We start from the raw sequence: 14,264 nt of genomic DNA on the forward strand, positions 1-14,264 counted from the left end.
GTCCATGATCTGTCACCGAATGTAGTCATCGGACTGCTCTGCGGAAGCCGCACAGAGGGCCCGCGGGCGTCACCGGTATGGGGGACGGCGATATTCACAACCGTCGAGGCGTCCACAGTTATCCACCAAGATCCACACGATTTCCGGGATCGCTGCACCGTGATTCCAGCGCACCTCGCTCGCGGCGGGTTCATGGCCCGGCTCCGATTGCCGGGGCGCGTTTGGCCGGTTTGTGTCGGCCGTTCAAAGGGAGGCCGCCTTGCCGGTTCTTCCCACGTTTGGAAATCGCGGGGCCGCAGGGGCCGTGCGAGTCAAGCAGCGAAGGGGGATGGAGACCGTGGCCGGAGCCGTCACACACGATCCGCCGCCGGCCGCCGGAGGGCGGCAGGGCGGACCGCTGATCCTCACCGAGGACACCGAACTCCTCGACGACCTGCTGCGCCTGTGCGCGGCGGCGGGCGCCACACCCGAGGTGCACCACGGGGTGCCCGCCCGCAGAGGCAGCTGGGAGTCCGCGCCGCTCGTCCTCGTGGGCGACGACGCCGCGCGGCGGGTGCGCGGGACCGCGCGCAGAAGGGGAGTCGTCCTCGTCGGCCGGGACCAGGACGACTCCGGGGTGTGGCGGAGGGCCGTCGAGATCGGCGCCGAGCACGTCCTGATGCTGCCCGATGGCGAGCAGTGGCTCGTCGACCGCATCGCCGACGTGGCCGAGGGTGTCGGCCGGCCCGCCCTCACCGTGGGCGTCATCGGCGGCCGCGGCGGGGCCGGAGCGTCCACGCTCGCGTGCGCGCTCGCCGTCACCTCCGCGCGCGAGGGGCTGCGCACACTCCTCGTGGACGCCGATCCGCTGGGTGGCGGACTCGACGTACTCCTCGGCGGTGAGACGGCCGACGGGCTGCGCTGGCCCGCGTTCGCCTCCTCGCGCGGGCGGGTCGGCGGGGGTGCTCTGGAGGAGTCGCTGCCCGAGCTGCACTCGCTGCGGGTGCTCAGCTGGGACCGCGGCGACCGGATCGCCGTCCCGCCCCAGGCGGTGCGCGCGGTGCTCGCCGCGGCCCGGCGCAGGGGCGGCACGGTCGTGGTCGACCTGCCGCGCCGCATCGACGACGGCGTTGCCGAGGTCCTCACCCAGCTCGATGTCGGCGTGCTGGTCGTGCCTGCCGAGCTGCGTGCCGTCGCGGCCGCAGGACGGGTGGCGTCCGCCGTCGGCATGGTCCTGCGCGATCTGCGGGTGGCGGTCCGCGGGCCGTACCCGCCGGGGCTCGACGACCGGGAGGTGGCCCGGCTGCTCGGACTGCCCCTGGTCGGCGAGGTGCCGGTCGAGCCGGAACTGCTGCGCCCGGACGATTGCACCGCACCCCCGGGGGCCGCCCCGCGCGGACCGCTCGCCCGGTTCTGCAAGGAATTCTGGGAGCGGGCGCTCGTCGAGGCGGGTGCGGCGTGAGCACCCTGGCCCGACTGGAGGGCACGGAACTGCTCGACGGGGTGCGGCGGTGGCTGGCCGAGAGCGGGGCCGAGCCGACCCCCGCGCGCGTGGCGCAGGCCCTGCGGGAGCAGGGCCGGGTGCTCGGGGACGCCGAAGTCCTCGGGGCCGCCGCGCAGTTGCGGTCCGAGCTGGTCGGCAGCGGGCCGCTGGAGCCGCTGCTCGCCGACCCGTCGGTGACCGACGTGCTGGTGTCGGCTCCGGACCGGGTCTGGGTCGACCGGGGCGGCGGCCTGGAGCTCACCTCGGTGCGCTTCGCGGACGCGGCCGCGGTGCGACGGCTCGCCCAGCGCCTCGCCGCCGTGGCCGGGCGCAGGCTGGACGACGCCCGGCCCTGGGCAGACGCCCGGCTGCCCGACGGGACCCGGCTGCACGCGGTGCTGCCGCCGGTCGCCGTGGGTTGCGCCTGCCTGTCGCTGCGCGTCGTACGGCCGCGTGCCTTCACGCTCGGCGAGCTGATCGCGGCGGGCACGGTGCCGCCGGGCGGGGACCGCGTGCTGCGCGCCCTGCTCGACGCACGGCTGTCCTTCCTCGTCAGCGGCGGCACGGGCAGCGGCAAGACGACGCTGCTGAGCGCCCTTCTGGGGCTGGTGGGGCCGGACGAGCGGATCGTCCTCGCCGAGGACTCGGCGGAACTGCGGCCGGACCATCCGCACGTCGTGCGGCTGGAGACCAGACCCGCCAACCAGGAGGGCGCGGGCCTCGTCACCCTGGAGGACCTGGTCCGACAGGCGCTGCGGATGCGGCCCGACCGGCTGGTCGTGGGAGAGGTGCGCGGGCCCGAAGTGGTGCATCTGCTGGCCGCGTTGAACACCGGCCACGAGGGCGGCTGCGGAACCGTGCACGCCAATGCCGCCGCCGATGTACCGGCCCGGCTGGAGGCGCTCGGTACGGCCGCCGGGCTCGACCGGGCCGCGCTGCACAGCCAGGTGGCGGCCGCCCTCTCCGTGGTGCTGCACCTCGTACGCGACCGGAGCGGGCGGCGGCGGATCGCGGAGGTGCATGTGCTGGAGCGGGACTCTTCGGGGCTGGTGCGGACGGTGCCGGCGCTGCGGTGGGGAGCGGAGGCCTTCGTGCGGGAGCGGGGGTGGGAGCGGCTGCGGGGGCTGCTTCGGGGTGTGGGAAGCGAGAGCGGGCCGGGTGCGGCCGCGGTGGAGGGGGCGAGTCATGACGGGGGCGGCTGAGATGTCCATGGGCGTGGCCGTGGCGTTCATGGGGGCGGCGGTCTGGCTGCTGGGTGAGCGTCATACGACGGCACGGCGGGCGCGGTTGCTGCTCGCGGGCGGCGGGACCGTCGGGAGCGGGCCGCCGGGGTGGCGGCGGATGGCCGGTTGGCTGCCGCGGGTCCGCGGGCGGCTGCGGGCCGAGTGGTGGGCGCCGGTGGCCGGGCTGGTGCTGGCGCTGCTCGGGGCGTCGGTGCTGCCGGTCGTCCTGGGAGCGGCCGGCGTGCCGCTGCTGCGACGGGTCCGGCTGGCCGGCCAGGTGCGGCGGGACCGGGAGCGGCGGGCCGACGCGGTGATCGCGTTGTGCGGGGCGCTCGCAGGGGAGGTGCGGGCCGGACGCCAGCCGGGAGAGGCGCTGCTGCGGGCCGCGCGGGACTGCGGCGGACTCGCGGACGCACAGGCGACGGTGCTGGCGGCGGCACGGTTCGGCGGCGACGTGCCGGACGCGCTCGCGACCGCCGCCAGACAGCCGGGCGCCGAGGGGCTGCGGGGACTCGCGGCGTGCTGGCGGGTGGCCGTGGACCAGGGCGCGGGGCTCGCGGCCGGACTCGACCGGCTCGCCGCCGCCCTGCGCGCCGAACGGGACCAACGGTCAGATCTGCGCGCCCAGTTGGCGGGCGCCCGGGCCACGGCGGTGCTGCTCGCCGGGCTGCCGGCCCTGGGGCTCCTCATCGGCACCGCCCTCGGCGCCGACCCCCTCCATGTCCTGCTGCACACCACGGCGGGCCTGGGCTGTCTGGTGGCGGGCGGTGTGCTGGAGGGCCTGGGGCTGTGGTGGGTCCTGCGGATCGTTCGGGGCGCGGAGGCGGCGGCATGAGCGGAGAAGTTGTCCACAGGCTGGGGGTGACGGTGGGGATTGTGCTGGCCCTCTGGTGGTCGGTGCGCCGGCTGAAGGAGGCGCGGCACCGCCGGAGGATACGGCGCCGGCTGGCCGAGTTGTCGCCCCGCGAAGCGACCGCTGTGGCCCCGCGCCTCGCCCCGAGCCGGGCCGCGCGCAGATGGCTGGCCCCCGTGGGCGTGGCGTGCGCCGGGTGGGCGCTGATCGGCGGCCCGGTCGGTGCCGCCGTCGGACTGGCCGGCGCGGTCGGAACATGGCGGTGGCGGCTGCGGCAGGAGGCGGCCGGTACGGACCCTCGGGCATCCGACCTCGCCGAGGCGGCGCGGCAACTGCCCCTGGCCGCCGACCTGCTGGCGGCCTGCATCGCCGCGGGCGCCGGCCCGGTGATCGCCGCGCAGGCGGTGGGAGAGGCCCTGGGCGGCCCGGTGGGCGACGCCCTCGCCCAGGGTGCGGCGGAGGTACGGCTGGGCGGTGAACCGGGCGCCGCCTGGCGGAGGTTGGCCGCCCTCCCGGGCGCCGGAGGCCTGGCCCGGCTGCTCGAACGGGCCGATGTGTCCGGACTGCCCGCCGCCACGCCGGTCGCACGGCTCGCAGCCGAGGCCCGGGCCGACTGGGGCCGCGCCGCGACGGCCAGGGCACGCCGAGCGGGGGTCATGGTCAGCGCGCCGGTCGGGCTGTGCTTCCTGCCCGCGTTCATCGCGGTCGGCGTGCTGCCCGTGGTGATCGGGCTCGCGGGCGGGGTGCTCGGAGGGGGTGGCGGCTGAGGCGAAGACCTGGATCGGCGGAACAAGTCAGCGATAACCAACAGAAGTTCGGACTCTTTCCCACGGGGGTTGAGATGTATCAGGCGGTACGGGCACGGCTGCGTGCCCTGGTGTGCGGAGTGCGTGCGGCGCGGAGGGACGCGGGGATGGTCACCTCCGAGTACGCGATGGGAATCGTCGCGGCGGTGGCGTTCGCGGTGGTGCTCTACAAGGTCATCACGAGCGGCGCGGTCAGCGCGGAGCTCCAGAACATCGTGAAGGAGGCCCTCAATGCGCGGATGTGAGCGGGGCGCGGACCGGGGGTTCGTCACGGCGGAGTCGGCCGTGGTGCTGCCCGTGCTGGTGATGTTCGCGATGGCGCTGGTGTGGGGACTGCTGGTCGTGGCCGCCCAGATCCAGTGCGTGGACGCGGCCCGGACGGGCGCCCGCGCGGCGGCCCGCCAGGACCCGCCCGACGCGGTCGTGCGAGTGACCCGCGAGGCGGCACCGCCCGGCGCGAAGGTGACCGTCGACCGGGGCGCGGAACACGTCCGGGTGGTCGTCGTGGCCGAGCCGCCGGTGCTGCGCGGCCTGTCCTTCGCCGTACGGGAGGAGGCCGTGGCGTCGGTGGAGGAGACGGTGGGGGTGGGCACGTGAGAGGGGTGGCGGAGGTGCGAGGCCGGGGCCCGAGGCGCCGGGACGGGGAGCGTCGGCCGATACGAGGTGCCGCCTCGGACCAGGGGTCCGCCACCGTCTGGAGTGTCGGGGCGATCGCCGTCCTGTGCGTGGTGTTCGGCGTCGTCCTCGCGTTGGGGCAGGCCGTCGTGATCCGGCACCGGGCAGCGGGCGGTGCGGATCTCGCGGCGCTCGCGGCGGCGGACCACTGGGCCGAGGGCGGTACGGCGGCCTGTGCCCGGGCCGGCCGGGTGGCCCGGGCGCAGGGCGCCCGGCTGGTCCGGTGCGAGGTCGTCGGGGAGATCTCGGACGTGACGGCGGCATCGGGCCGGGGGCCGTTCACGGCGGAGGTCAGGGCGCGGGCTGGGCCTCCGGTGGCTCCCTTGGGTCTCCGGTCGGCGGGGGCAGGGCCCGGGTAGGTGCTGGGGCGTTCATCCCGGACCTCCCGGTGGCTTCCCTGGTCTCCCGCCGGTGGGGATCGTCAGGGCGTGGGCGGATGCTCGGGCGTCCCTCCTGGGCCTCCCGGTGGCTCAGGGCGCGGGCGGGTGCTCGGGCGCCTCTCCTGGTCCTCCCGGCGGCTGCTCCTCGGCCTCCTTCTCCTCGGGAGCCCCCTCCAGCAGCACCGTGAGCAGTCGCACAGCCCCCCTCTTGTGCAGCGGATCATTGCCGTTGCCGCACTTGGGGGACTGGATGCAGGACGGGCAGCCGGCGTCGCACTCGCAGGAGGCGATGGCCTGGCGGGTGGCGGTCAGCCAGGTGCGGGCGGTGTGGAAGGCGCGCTCCGCGAAGCCCGCGCCGCCGGGATGGCCGTCGTAGACGAAGACCGTGGGCAGGAGCGTGTCGGGATGGAGAGGGATCGACACGCCGCCGATGTCCCAGCGGTCGCAGGTCGCGAAGAGGGGCAGCAGGCCGATCGACGCGTGTTCGGCGGCGTGCAGGGAGCCGCCGAGGATCTCCGGGTTGATCCGGGCGCGGTCGAGCTGGTCCTCGGTGACGGTCCACCACACGGCCCGGGTGCGCAGCGTCCGAGGAGGGAGGTCGAGTTTCGTCTCGCCCAGCACCTCACCGGTCATGAGCCGTCTGCGGAGGAAGGAGACGACCTGGTTGGTGACCTCGACGGAGCCGTAGCACAGGCGGCCGTCGCCCCAGGGGATCTCGACGTCCGTCTCCAGCACGGAGATCGACGTCGTGTCGCGGGCGACCGTGGAGTAGGACGGGGCGGCCTCCTCGACGAGGGCGACGGAGTCCTCCAGGTCCAGCGACCGCACCAGGTACGTGCGGCCCTGGTGGAGGTGGACGGCCCCCTCGTGGACGGTCGAGTGCGCGGCGCCCGCGTCGACCGTGCCGAGCAGCCGGCCCGTGCCGGTCTCGACGACCTGGATCGGGCGCCCGCCCTCACCGCGGATGTCGGTCAGGTCGGCGGCCCGCTCGCGGCGCGTCCAGTGCCAGGCCTTGGTGCGGCGGCGCAGCAACTTGGCGGCCTCGAGCTGGGGGAGGAGGTCCTCGCAGGCCGGGCCGAACAGGTCGAGGTCCTCCTCCGTCAGAGGCAGTTCCTCGGCGGCCGCACACAGGTGCGGGGCCAGCACGTAGGGGTTGTCCGGGTCGAGGACCGTCGACTCGACGGGCTGGTCGAACAGGGCCTCCGGGTGGTGGACGAGGAAGGTGTCCAGCGGGTCGTCACGCGCGACCAGGACGGCCAGCGCCCCCTGCCCGGACCGTCCGGCCCGGCCCGCCTGCTGCCACAGGGAGGCGCGTGTGCCCGGGTAACCGGCGATGACGACCGCGTCCAGGCCGGAGATGTCGATGCCGAGTTCGAGGGCGTTCGTCGCGGCGAGGCCCAGCAGTTCACCCGAATGGAGGGCGCGTTCGAGTGCGCGGCGCTCCTCCGGGAGATAGCCGCCCCGGTACGCCGCGACACGCCGGGCCAGCGACCGGTCGACCTCGGCCAGTCGCTCCTGGGAGATGACGGAGATCAGTTCGGCGCCGCGCCGGGACCGTACGAAGGCGACCGAGCGCACGCCCTGCACGGTGAGGTCGGTGAGCAGGTCGGCGGCCTCGGCGGTGGCCGTGCGGCGGACGGGGGCGCCCTTCTCGCCGTGCAGCTCGGTCAGCGGCGGTTCCCAGAGGGCGAACACCAGTTCACCGCGTGGGGAGGCGTCGTCGGCGACCTCCACTACCGGCAGACCGGTGAGGCGACGGGCGGCCACCGCGGGTTCGGCGGCGGTGGCGGAGGCCAGCAGGAACACGGGTGAGGCGCCGTAGCGGGCGCACAGGCGGCGCAGGCGGCGCAGCACCTGGGCCACGTGCGAGCCGAAGACGCCGCGGTAGGTGTGGCACTCGTCGACGACGACGTACTTCAGCGACTTCAGGAAGGAGGACCAGCGGGGGTGGGACGGCAGGATGCCGCGGTGCAGCATGTCCGGGTTGGTGAGGACGTAGTTGGCGTACTGGCGGATCCACTCGCGTTCCTCGAACGGAGTGTCGCCGTCGTAGACGGCCGTGCGTACCGAATGGCCCAACGGATGTGAAAGTTCCTTCACGGAGCGGCACTGATCCGCCGCAAGAGCCTTGGTGGGGGCCAGGTAGAGGGCGGTCGCGCCGCGGCCGTTCGGGGCCTCGGCGCCGTCCAGGAGGGTGGACAGGACCGGTACGAGGTAGGCCAGGGACTTGCCGGAGGCGGTGCCGGTGGCGACGACGACCGATTCGCCGTCCAGCGCGTGCTCCGCCGCGCGCGCCTGGTGGGCCCAGGGATGCTCGATGCCCGCGGCTTGCACGGCCGCCACGACCTCCGCGCGGATCCGGTCCGGCCAGACGGCATGCCGACCCTCGCGCGGGGGCAAGTGCTCCGTATGAGTAATGCGCGAAGCCCTGCTCGGACCGGACGCGAGCCGGTCCAGGACCGCGCCCGGCGCGGGTCGGGAGGCGGGGTCCGTCGGGGTTCGATCGGATCGGTGATTCTTGGCCATCGGCACCGAGTGTGTCACTGGCGTGACGGACAATGGAGCCAAGGCGTCGTGCACGCCTGCCCGTAAGTGATTGAATGCCATCGCGGCTGGCGAACCGTCCAAGGGACGAAGCCGAGGTGCCCCAAGGGCGACCGCTCGATAGCAAGGTGCTGGAGGATCCGTGGACCTGTCCCTGTCGACCGAGACCATGGGCGATCGCACGATCGTCAGGGTCGGTGGCGAAATCGACGTATATACCGCGCCCAAGCTGCGCGAGCAGTTGGTCGAGCTGGTGAACGACGGCAGTTTCCACCTTGTCGTCGACATGGAGGGCGTGGACTTCCTCGACTCCACCGGACTCGGCGTGCTGGTCGGCGGCCTGAAGCGTGTGCGGGCCCATGAGGGCTCCCTGCGCCTGGTCTGCAACCAGGAGCGCATTCTGAAGATCTTCCGTATCACCGGCCTCACCAAGGTGTTCCCCATTCACACCTCGGTCGAGGAGGCGGTGGCGGCGACCGACTGACCACCGGACCCGGGCCTCGTGCCCGGGCCGGCCGAAGTTGCGGCAAGAGTTCGGCAGAAGTGAAGACCGAGGGGGCCCGGGCTTTCGGCGGCCCGGCGCCTCTCGACAGCACGCCCGTAGTTGCGAGGGGGATGCATGGCCACCGTTGAGCTCCGCTTCAGCGCGCTGCCCGAGCACGTCAGGACCGCCCGGCTGGTGGCGGCCGCGGTGGCGCGCAGGGCCGGAGTGGACGAGGCCGTCCTCGACGAGGTCAGGCTCGCCGTCGGCGAGGCCTGCACGCGGGCCGTCGGACTGCACCAGACCGGCGGGATCTCGGCACCGGTGAAGGTGCTGCTGATCGAGGAGGAGAAACAGTTCTCCATCGAGGTCGGAGACGAGGCCCCGCACGCGGTCCCCGGCGAGCGCGCGCCCGGCGCCGGACCCGGCGACCCCGACGGTGAGGCCGAAGAGGACGAGATGGGCCTCGCGGTCATCAGCGGACTCGTCGACGACGTCGAGGTCAGCGCGGGGGAGCACGGCGGGTCGATCAAGATGACCTGGCCGACCACACCGCCGCCGACCATCCTGGCCTGACCGGCCACCGCGCACACCGTTTTTGACGAAGGGCCCCACCCGTGGGGCCCTTCGTCATGTGCGGGTGTCAGTGCTCGCCTTTACAGTAGTTCCTGTGCCGTTCATCGCGTGAATTCGTTCACGATCATTCACATGCTCCACGGCAGTCCGAGAATGCTTTCAGGGCATTACCTCAGAAGGCCAATTCCGCTTATCGCGCTCTGTTTTGATCAGGTTCCGGTACCTACAATCCCGTCCACATCTTGAGCTCAGCCCAAGCGTCAAGGAGGACGAATGGCGGGGCTTTTCAACTCACCACAGTCGGGCCATCCCACAGACCTCGCAGCCGCCGTACTGACCGATGGCAACCGCGTTCTCGTCGTGGTCATCGCGGTCGTCGCGCTGGCGGCGCTCGTGGTCGCGGGCGTCCTGGTACGCCAGGTACTCGCGGCCGGCGAGGGCACCGACAGCATGAAGAAGATCGCGGTGGCGATCCAGGAAGGCGCGAACGCCTATCTGGCACGCCAGCTGCGCACGCTCGGCGTATTCGCCGTGGTCGTGTTCTTCCTGCTCATGCTGCTGCCCGCGGACGACTGGAATCAGCGTGCCGGTCGGTCGGTGTTCTTCCTGATCGGAGCGGCGTTCTCGGCGGCCACCGGCTATATCGGCATGTGGCTCGCCGTGCGCAGTAATGTGCGTGTCGCGGCGGCGGCGCGTGAAGCGACACCGGCGGCAGGAGAGCCGGAAAAAGATCTCACCACCGTCTCGCACAAAGCGATGAAGATCGCATTTCGCACGGGCGGCGTCGTCGGCATGTTCACGGTGGGTCTCGGCCTGCTGGGCGCCTCCTGCGTGGTGCTGGTGTACGCGGCCGACGCGCCGAAGGTGCTCGAGGGCTTCGGCCTCGGGGCCGCGCTGATCGCGATGTTCATGCGTGTCGGGGGTGGCATCTTCACCAAGGCCGCCGACGTCGGCGCCGACCTGGTCGGCAAGGTCGAACAGGGCATTCCGGAGGACGACCCGCGCAATGCCGCGACCATCGCCGACAACGTGGGCGACAACGTCGGCGACTGCGCGGGCATGGCGGCCGACCTCTTCGAGTCGTACGCCGTGACCCTGGTCGCCGCGCTGATCCTGGGCTCGGCGGCCTTCGGTGACGCCGGTCTCGGCTTCCCGCTGCTCGTGCCGGCGATCGGTGTGATCACCGCGATGATCGGCATCTTCGCGGTGGCGCCGAGGCGGGCCGACCGCAGCGGCATGAGCGCCATCAACCGCGGGTTCTTCATCTCCGCGGTGATCTCGCTCGTGCTGGTGGCCGTGGCCGTCTTCGTCTACCTGCCCGGGAAGTACTCGGACCTCGACGGCGTGACGGACGCGGCGATCACCGGCAAGGACGGCGATCCGCGGATCCTCGCGCTCGTCGCGGTGGCCATCGGCATCGTGCTCGCCGCGCTGATCCAGCAACTGACCGGCTACTTCACCGAGACCACCCGGCGTCCCGTCCGGGACATCGGCAAGACCTCGCTCACCGGCCCGGCCACCGTCGTCCTCGCCGGTATCTCCGTGGGTCTCGAATCCGCCGTCTACACCGCCCTGTTGATCGGCCTCGGCGTCTACGGGGCGTTCCTGCTCGGCGGTACGTCGATCACGCTGGCGCTGTTCGCGGTGGCGCTGGCCGGCACCGGCCTGCTCACCACGGTCGGTGTGATCGTCGCGATGGACACCTTCGGACCCGTCTCCGACAACGCGCAGGGCATCGCGGAGATGTCCGGCGACGTCGAGGGCGCGGGCGCGCAGGTGCTCACCGACCTGGACGCGGTCGGCAACACCACCAAGGCGATCACCAAGGGCATCGCGATCGCCACGGCCGTGCTCGCGGCAGCGGCGCTGTTCGGTTCGTACCGCGACGCGATCATCACCGGCGCGCGGGACGTGGGCGAGCAGTTGTCCGGGGCCGGCGCGCCGATGAGCCTGATGATGGACATCTCGCAGCCCAACAACCTCGTGGGTCTCGTCGCGGGCGCGGCGGTCGTCTTCCTCTTCTCGGGGCTGGCGATCAACGCCGTGTCGCGATCGGCGGGTTCCGTGGTCTTCGAGGTGCGGCGGCAGTTCCGCGAGAAGCCCGGGATCATGGACTACAGCGAGAAACCGGAGTACGGAAAGGTCGTCGACATCTGCACCAGGGACGCCCTGCGCGAGCTCGCCACACCCGGCCTGCTCGCCGTGCTGGCGCCCGTCTTCATCGGGTTCACCCTCGGTGTCGGGCCGCTGGGCGCGTTCCTGGCGGGCGCGATCGGCGCGGGCACGCTGATGGCGGTGTTCCTGGCCAACTCCGGTGGCGCCTGGGACAACGCCAAGAAGCTCGTCGAGGACGGCCACCACGGAGGCAAGGGCAGTGAGGCCCACGCGGCGACCGTGATCGGTGACACCGTCGGCGACCCCTTCAAGGACACCGCCGGCCCCGCGATCAACCCGCTGCTGAAGGTCATGAACCTGGTGTCGCTGCTCATCGCGCCCGCGGTGATCAAGTTCTCCTACGGCCCGGACCAGAGCCTCGGAGTGCGGATCCTGATCGCGGCCCTCGCGTTCGTCGTCATCGTCGGCGCGGTGTACGTGTCAAAGCGGCGCGGCATCGCCGTAGGTGACGAAGACAACGCCGAACGGGAGCCCAAGTCGGCGGACCCGGCGGTCGTTTCGTAGGGAGGTCGTCCAAGTCCCAGCTCAAGGTGCGGGCGGGCGGCGCGCGTTGACGCGTCGCCCGCCCGCTCTGTGCGTGGACACCACCATGCCGTGAGGCTTCTCTCGCTTGGTGCAAAAGGTTACAAAAAGGTCTTAATAGACGTTCGGCGTGCGGTTGCCGTGCATCTGGCGTGTATGTTCCGGGGCCGAGAGCCATGGAAGGGACCAAACCGGTGAACAAGAAGCTCGCGGCCGCACTGTCCGGCGGTGCGGTACTGGTACTGGCGCTGTCGGGATGCGGCGGCGACGACAACGAGAAGCTGGACTCCTGGGCCAAGCAGGTCTGCGACGCCGTACAGCCGCAGGCCAAGAAGATCGAGTCGGCCAATGCCTCGATCCAGAAGGAAACCTCGGACAGCAGCAAGCCGGAGGAGGTCCAGAAGACCGACGCAAAGGCCTTCCAAGACATGTCCGACGCCTACAAGGCCATCGGGGCCGCGGTGACCAAGGCCGGGGCGCCGGACGTCGAGAACGGCGAGAAGAAGCAGCAGGACGCCGTCAAGGAGCTCAACGCGATCTCCTCCTCGTACGCCTCCCTGAAGAAGCAGGTCGACGCGCTCGACACCAAGGACCAAGGCAAGTTCGCGGACGGCCTCAAGGACATCGCCACCGAGCTCGACAAGCTGGGCAAGAGCGGGAACGACGCGCTCCGGACCCTGGAGGAGGGCGAGGTCGGCCAGGCGATGGCCCGGCAGACCAGCTGCAAGGCGGCCACGGCGCCGGCGACCCAGAGCTGAGCGAGGAGCGTTTTCGGGGCCGGCGGGACTGCTGAGCCGGCAGTGACTGCCGGGCCGGTCCGGTGAGCCGCGCCCGATACGACTGCCGGGCCGGCCCGCTGAGCCGCGCCCGATACCCGGCACGGGCGCGTGCGATACCGGTGTCGGCGGCCACAATGGGGGCGTGAGTAACTCCAGCCAGTCACCCCTGTCCCCGCTGCCCTCCTCCGGCCGCCTCGATGTCGCCGCCCGGCTCCGGGACGCCCTGCTCGGAGCCTCGTTCACCGCCGACGGGCTGCTCGAACTGCTCGGCGCCCCCGCGTACGCGGCCCTGGCCCGGAGTGAGACCGTGCCCGCGCTCCGTGCGACCCGCGGGGACACGCCGCTGGAGTTGCTCGTCCGGCTGTTCCTTCTCCAGCAGCCCGTGCCGCACGCGCGCGTGGCGGACGTTCTGCCCGTCGACGCGTGCCTGGAGAGCGGCTGGATGACACGCGTCGGCGGCGACGAGCTCGCCGCCACCGTGGACGTACGGCCGTACGGCGGGCCCGGCGGCGAGGACTGGTTCATCGTGTCGGACCTGGGCTGCGCGGTCGGTGGCGCCGGCGGGATCGGCCGGCGTGACGAGGGAGTCGTCCTGGGAGTCGGCGGCGCCTCCATGACACTCGCCGGCATCACGGTCCGTACGCCCGTCGCCGCCGCGCTCGACCTCGGCACCGGCTCCGGCATCCAGGCGCTGCACGCCGCGCAGCACGCCACGCGCGTGACGGCCACCGACCTCAACCCGCGCTCGCTGCACATCACCGCCCTCACGCTGGCACTGTCCGGCACCCCGGCCGCCGAGCTGCGCGAGGGCTCCCTCTTCGAACCGGTGCGGGACGACGAGAAGTACGACCTGATCGTCTCGAACCCGCCGTTCGTGATCTCTCCCGGCGCCCGGCTCACCTACCGTGACGGCGGGATGGGCGGGGACGATCTGTGCCGCATGCTCGTTCAGGAGGCAGGGGAGCGGCTGAGCGAGGGCGGGTTCGCGCAGTTCCTCGCCAACTGGCAGCACGTGGAAGGGGAGGACTGGCAGGAGCGGCTCAGGTCATGGGTGCCTCGGGGCTGTGACGCGTGGATCGTGCAGCGCGAGGTGCAGGACGTCAACCAGTACGCCGAGCTGTGGCTGCGGGACGCGGGCGACCACCGCGAGGACGTGGCGGAGTACCAGGCGCGGTACGACGCCTGGCTCGACGAGTTCGAGGCGCGCAAGGTGAGGGCCGTCGGCTTCGGCTGGATCACCCTGCGCAGGTCGGGCGCCGCCGTGCCCTCCGTCACGGTGGAGGAGTGGCCGCATCCGGTCGAGCAGCCGCTCGGGGACACCATCCGGGCCCACTTCGACCGGCTCGACTACCTGCGCGACCACGACGACGCCGCGCTGCTCGAAGAACACTTCCGGCTCGGCGCCGAGGTCGTGCAGGAACAGGTCGGACTGCCCGGCGCGGAAGACCCCGAGCATGTCGTGCTGCGCCAGAACCGCGGCATGCGCCGGGCCACCCGCGTGGACACGGTGGGCGCGGGCTTCGCGGGCGTGTGCGACGGCACGATGAGCGCCGGCCGCATCCTCGACGCCATCGCCCAGCTGATCGGCGAGGACCCGGTGCTGCTGCGCGACCGCACTCCGGCGCAGATCCGGCTGCTCGTCGAGCAGGGGTTCCTGGAGCCGGTCCGCTGAGGGACTCGACAGGGGGGCCTGCCGAGTGGATGCCCCACCTGCCACTCCTCATACCCCGCGCCCCATGCCCACCCCTCACGGCCCTCGTCGAGGAAGCGCGCCAATAAATTTCGAGT

Annotated in this window: 13 protein-coding genes; 12 read left to right on the top strand and 1 reads right to left on the bottom strand. The window is 72.5% G+C overall.

Annotation, left to right across the window (positions count from 1 at the left end):
• The first annotated feature begins 328 nt into the window (after positions 1–328).
• The 7 genes from ssd to ACIBNA_RS24150 all read left to right on the top strand — a co-directional run bounded on the left by ssd (position 329) and on the right by ACIBNA_RS24150 (position 5,378).
• Entirely contained in the window at positions 329–1,441 is a 1,113-nt protein-coding gene (ssd, locus tag ACIBNA_RS24120) for a septum site-determining protein Ssd (RefSeq protein WP_399167208.1), read from the top strand.
• Positions 1,438–2,664 (top strand): TadA family conjugal transfer-associated ATPase, encoded by a 1,227-nt coding sequence (locus ACIBNA_RS24125; RefSeq protein WP_399167209.1) that lies wholly within the window; start codon positions 1,438–1,440, stop codon positions 2,662–2,664. The genes ssd and ACIBNA_RS24125 overlap by 4 nt, the downstream gene beginning before the upstream one ends.
• A complete protein-coding gene (locus ACIBNA_RS24130) occupies positions 2,648–3,520 on the top strand; it encodes a type II secretion system F family protein (RefSeq protein WP_399167210.1) in 873 nt (290 codons plus the stop codon). Before ACIBNA_RS24125 ends, ACIBNA_RS24130 begins: the two co-directional genes overlap by 17 nt.
• A complete protein-coding gene (locus ACIBNA_RS24135) occupies positions 3,517–4,305 on the top strand; it encodes a type II secretion system F family protein (protein ID WP_399167211.1) in 789 nt (262 codons plus the stop codon). The genes ACIBNA_RS24130 and ACIBNA_RS24135 overlap by 4 nt, the downstream gene beginning before the upstream one ends.
• Positions 4,306–4,379: 74 nt before the next feature.
• The gene (locus tag ACIBNA_RS24140; RefSeq protein ID WP_274818029.1) at positions 4,380–4,589 is read left to right on the top strand and encodes a DUF4244 domain-containing protein; all 210 of its coding nucleotides are present in this window, start codon (positions 4,380–4,382) and stop codon (positions 4,587–4,589) included.
• Complete coding sequence (locus ACIBNA_RS24145; RefSeq protein WP_399167212.1) at positions 4,576–4,941, top strand: TadE family type IV pilus minor pilin; 366 nt, start codon at positions 4,576–4,578, stop codon at positions 4,939–4,941. Before ACIBNA_RS24140 ends, ACIBNA_RS24145 begins: the two co-directional genes overlap by 14 nt.
• Positions 4,938–5,378 carry an Rv3654c family TadE-like protein gene (locus tag ACIBNA_RS24150; protein ID WP_399167213.1) on the top strand — a complete coding sequence of 147 codons (441 nt, stop codon included), beginning with the start codon at positions 4,938–4,940 and terminating at the stop codon, positions 5,376–5,378. Before ACIBNA_RS24145 ends, ACIBNA_RS24150 begins: the two co-directional genes overlap by 4 nt.
• 111 nt (positions 5,379–5,489) lie before the next feature.
• On the opposite strand, the gene ACIBNA_RS24155 is transcribed toward ACIBNA_RS24150, so the two are convergent.
• On the bottom strand, positions 5,490–8,006 hold the full coding sequence (locus ACIBNA_RS24155; RefSeq protein ID WP_399167214.1) for a DEAD/DEAH box helicase: 2,517 nt from the start codon (positions 8,004–8,006) through the stop codon (positions 5,490–5,492).
• Between the two features lie 79 nt (positions 8,007–8,085).
• Between ACIBNA_RS24155 and bldG the strand changes: the two genes are divergently transcribed.
• From bldG to ACIBNA_RS24180, 5 genes are all read left to right on the top strand, one after another.
• Complete coding sequence (bldG, locus tag ACIBNA_RS24160) at positions 8,086–8,427, top strand: anti-sigma factor antagonist BldG (protein ID WP_003991900.1); 342 nt, start codon at positions 8,086–8,088, stop codon at positions 8,425–8,427.
• A gap of 135 nt (positions 8,428–8,562) precedes the next feature.
• Complete coding sequence (locus ACIBNA_RS24165) at positions 8,563–9,000, top strand: ATP-binding protein (protein ID WP_399167215.1); 438 nt, start codon at positions 8,563–8,565, stop codon at positions 8,998–9,000.
• 273 nt (positions 9,001–9,273) lie between these two features.
• The gene (locus ACIBNA_RS24170) at positions 9,274–11,679 is read left to right on the top strand and encodes a sodium-translocating pyrophosphatase (RefSeq protein WP_399167216.1); all 2,406 of its coding nucleotides are present in this window, start codon (positions 9,274–9,276) and stop codon (positions 11,677–11,679) included.
• A 194-nt stretch (positions 11,680–11,873) separates the two neighbouring features.
• Positions 11,874–12,455, top strand: coding sequence for a small secreted protein (locus tag ACIBNA_RS24175; RefSeq protein ID WP_399167217.1), 582 nt, complete (start codon positions 11,874–11,876; stop codon positions 12,453–12,455).
• Positions 12,456–12,618: 163 nt separating this feature from the next.
• On the top strand, positions 12,619–14,148 hold the full coding sequence (locus tag ACIBNA_RS24180; RefSeq protein ID WP_399167218.1) for a methyltransferase: 1,530 nt from the start codon (positions 12,619–12,621) through the stop codon (positions 14,146–14,148).
• Positions 14,149–14,264: the final 116 nt, after the last annotated feature.

Origin of the sequence: Streptomyces sp. NPDC050164, assembly GCF_044459945.1 — a bacterium.
GTDB lineage: Bacteria > Actinomycetota > Actinomycetes > Streptomycetales > Streptomycetaceae > Streptomyces > Streptomyces coeruleorubidus_A.

Excerpts from the sequence above, each read along its gene's own strand:
- ACIBNA_RS24145 (WP_399167212.1), top strand. The coding sequence starts at position 4,576 with ATGCGCGGATGTGAGCGGGGCGCGGACCGGGGGTTCGTCACGGCGGAG.
- ACIBNA_RS24130 (WP_399167210.1), top strand. The coding sequence starts at position 2,648 with ATGACGGGGGCGGCTGAGATGTCCATGGGCGTGGCCGTGGCGTTCATG.
- ACIBNA_RS24170 (WP_399167216.1), top strand. The coding sequence starts at position 9,274 with ATGGCGGGGCTTTTCAACTCACCACAGTCGGGCCATCCCACAGACCTC.
- ACIBNA_RS24165 (WP_399167215.1), top strand. The coding sequence starts at position 8,563 with ATGGCCACCGTTGAGCTCCGCTTCAGCGCGCTGCCCGAGCACGTCAGG.
- ACIBNA_RS24135 (WP_399167211.1), top strand. The coding sequence starts at position 3,517 with ATGAGCGGAGAAGTTGTCCACAGGCTGGGGGTGACGGTGGGGATTGTG.
- ACIBNA_RS24175 (WP_399167217.1), top strand. The coding sequence starts at position 11,874 with ATGGAAGGGACCAAACCGGTGAACAAGAAGCTCGCGGCCGCACTGTCC.
- ssd (WP_399167208.1), top strand. The coding sequence starts at position 329 with ATGGAGACCGTGGCCGGAGCCGTCACACACGATCCGCCGCCGGCCGCC.
- ACIBNA_RS24155 (WP_399167214.1), bottom strand. The coding sequence starts at position 8,006 with ATGGCATTCAATCACTTACGGGCAGGCGTGCACGACGCCTTGGCTCCA.
- ACIBNA_RS24140 (WP_274818029.1), top strand. The coding sequence starts at position 4,380 with ATGTATCAGGCGGTACGGGCACGGCTGCGTGCCCTGGTGTGCGGAGTG.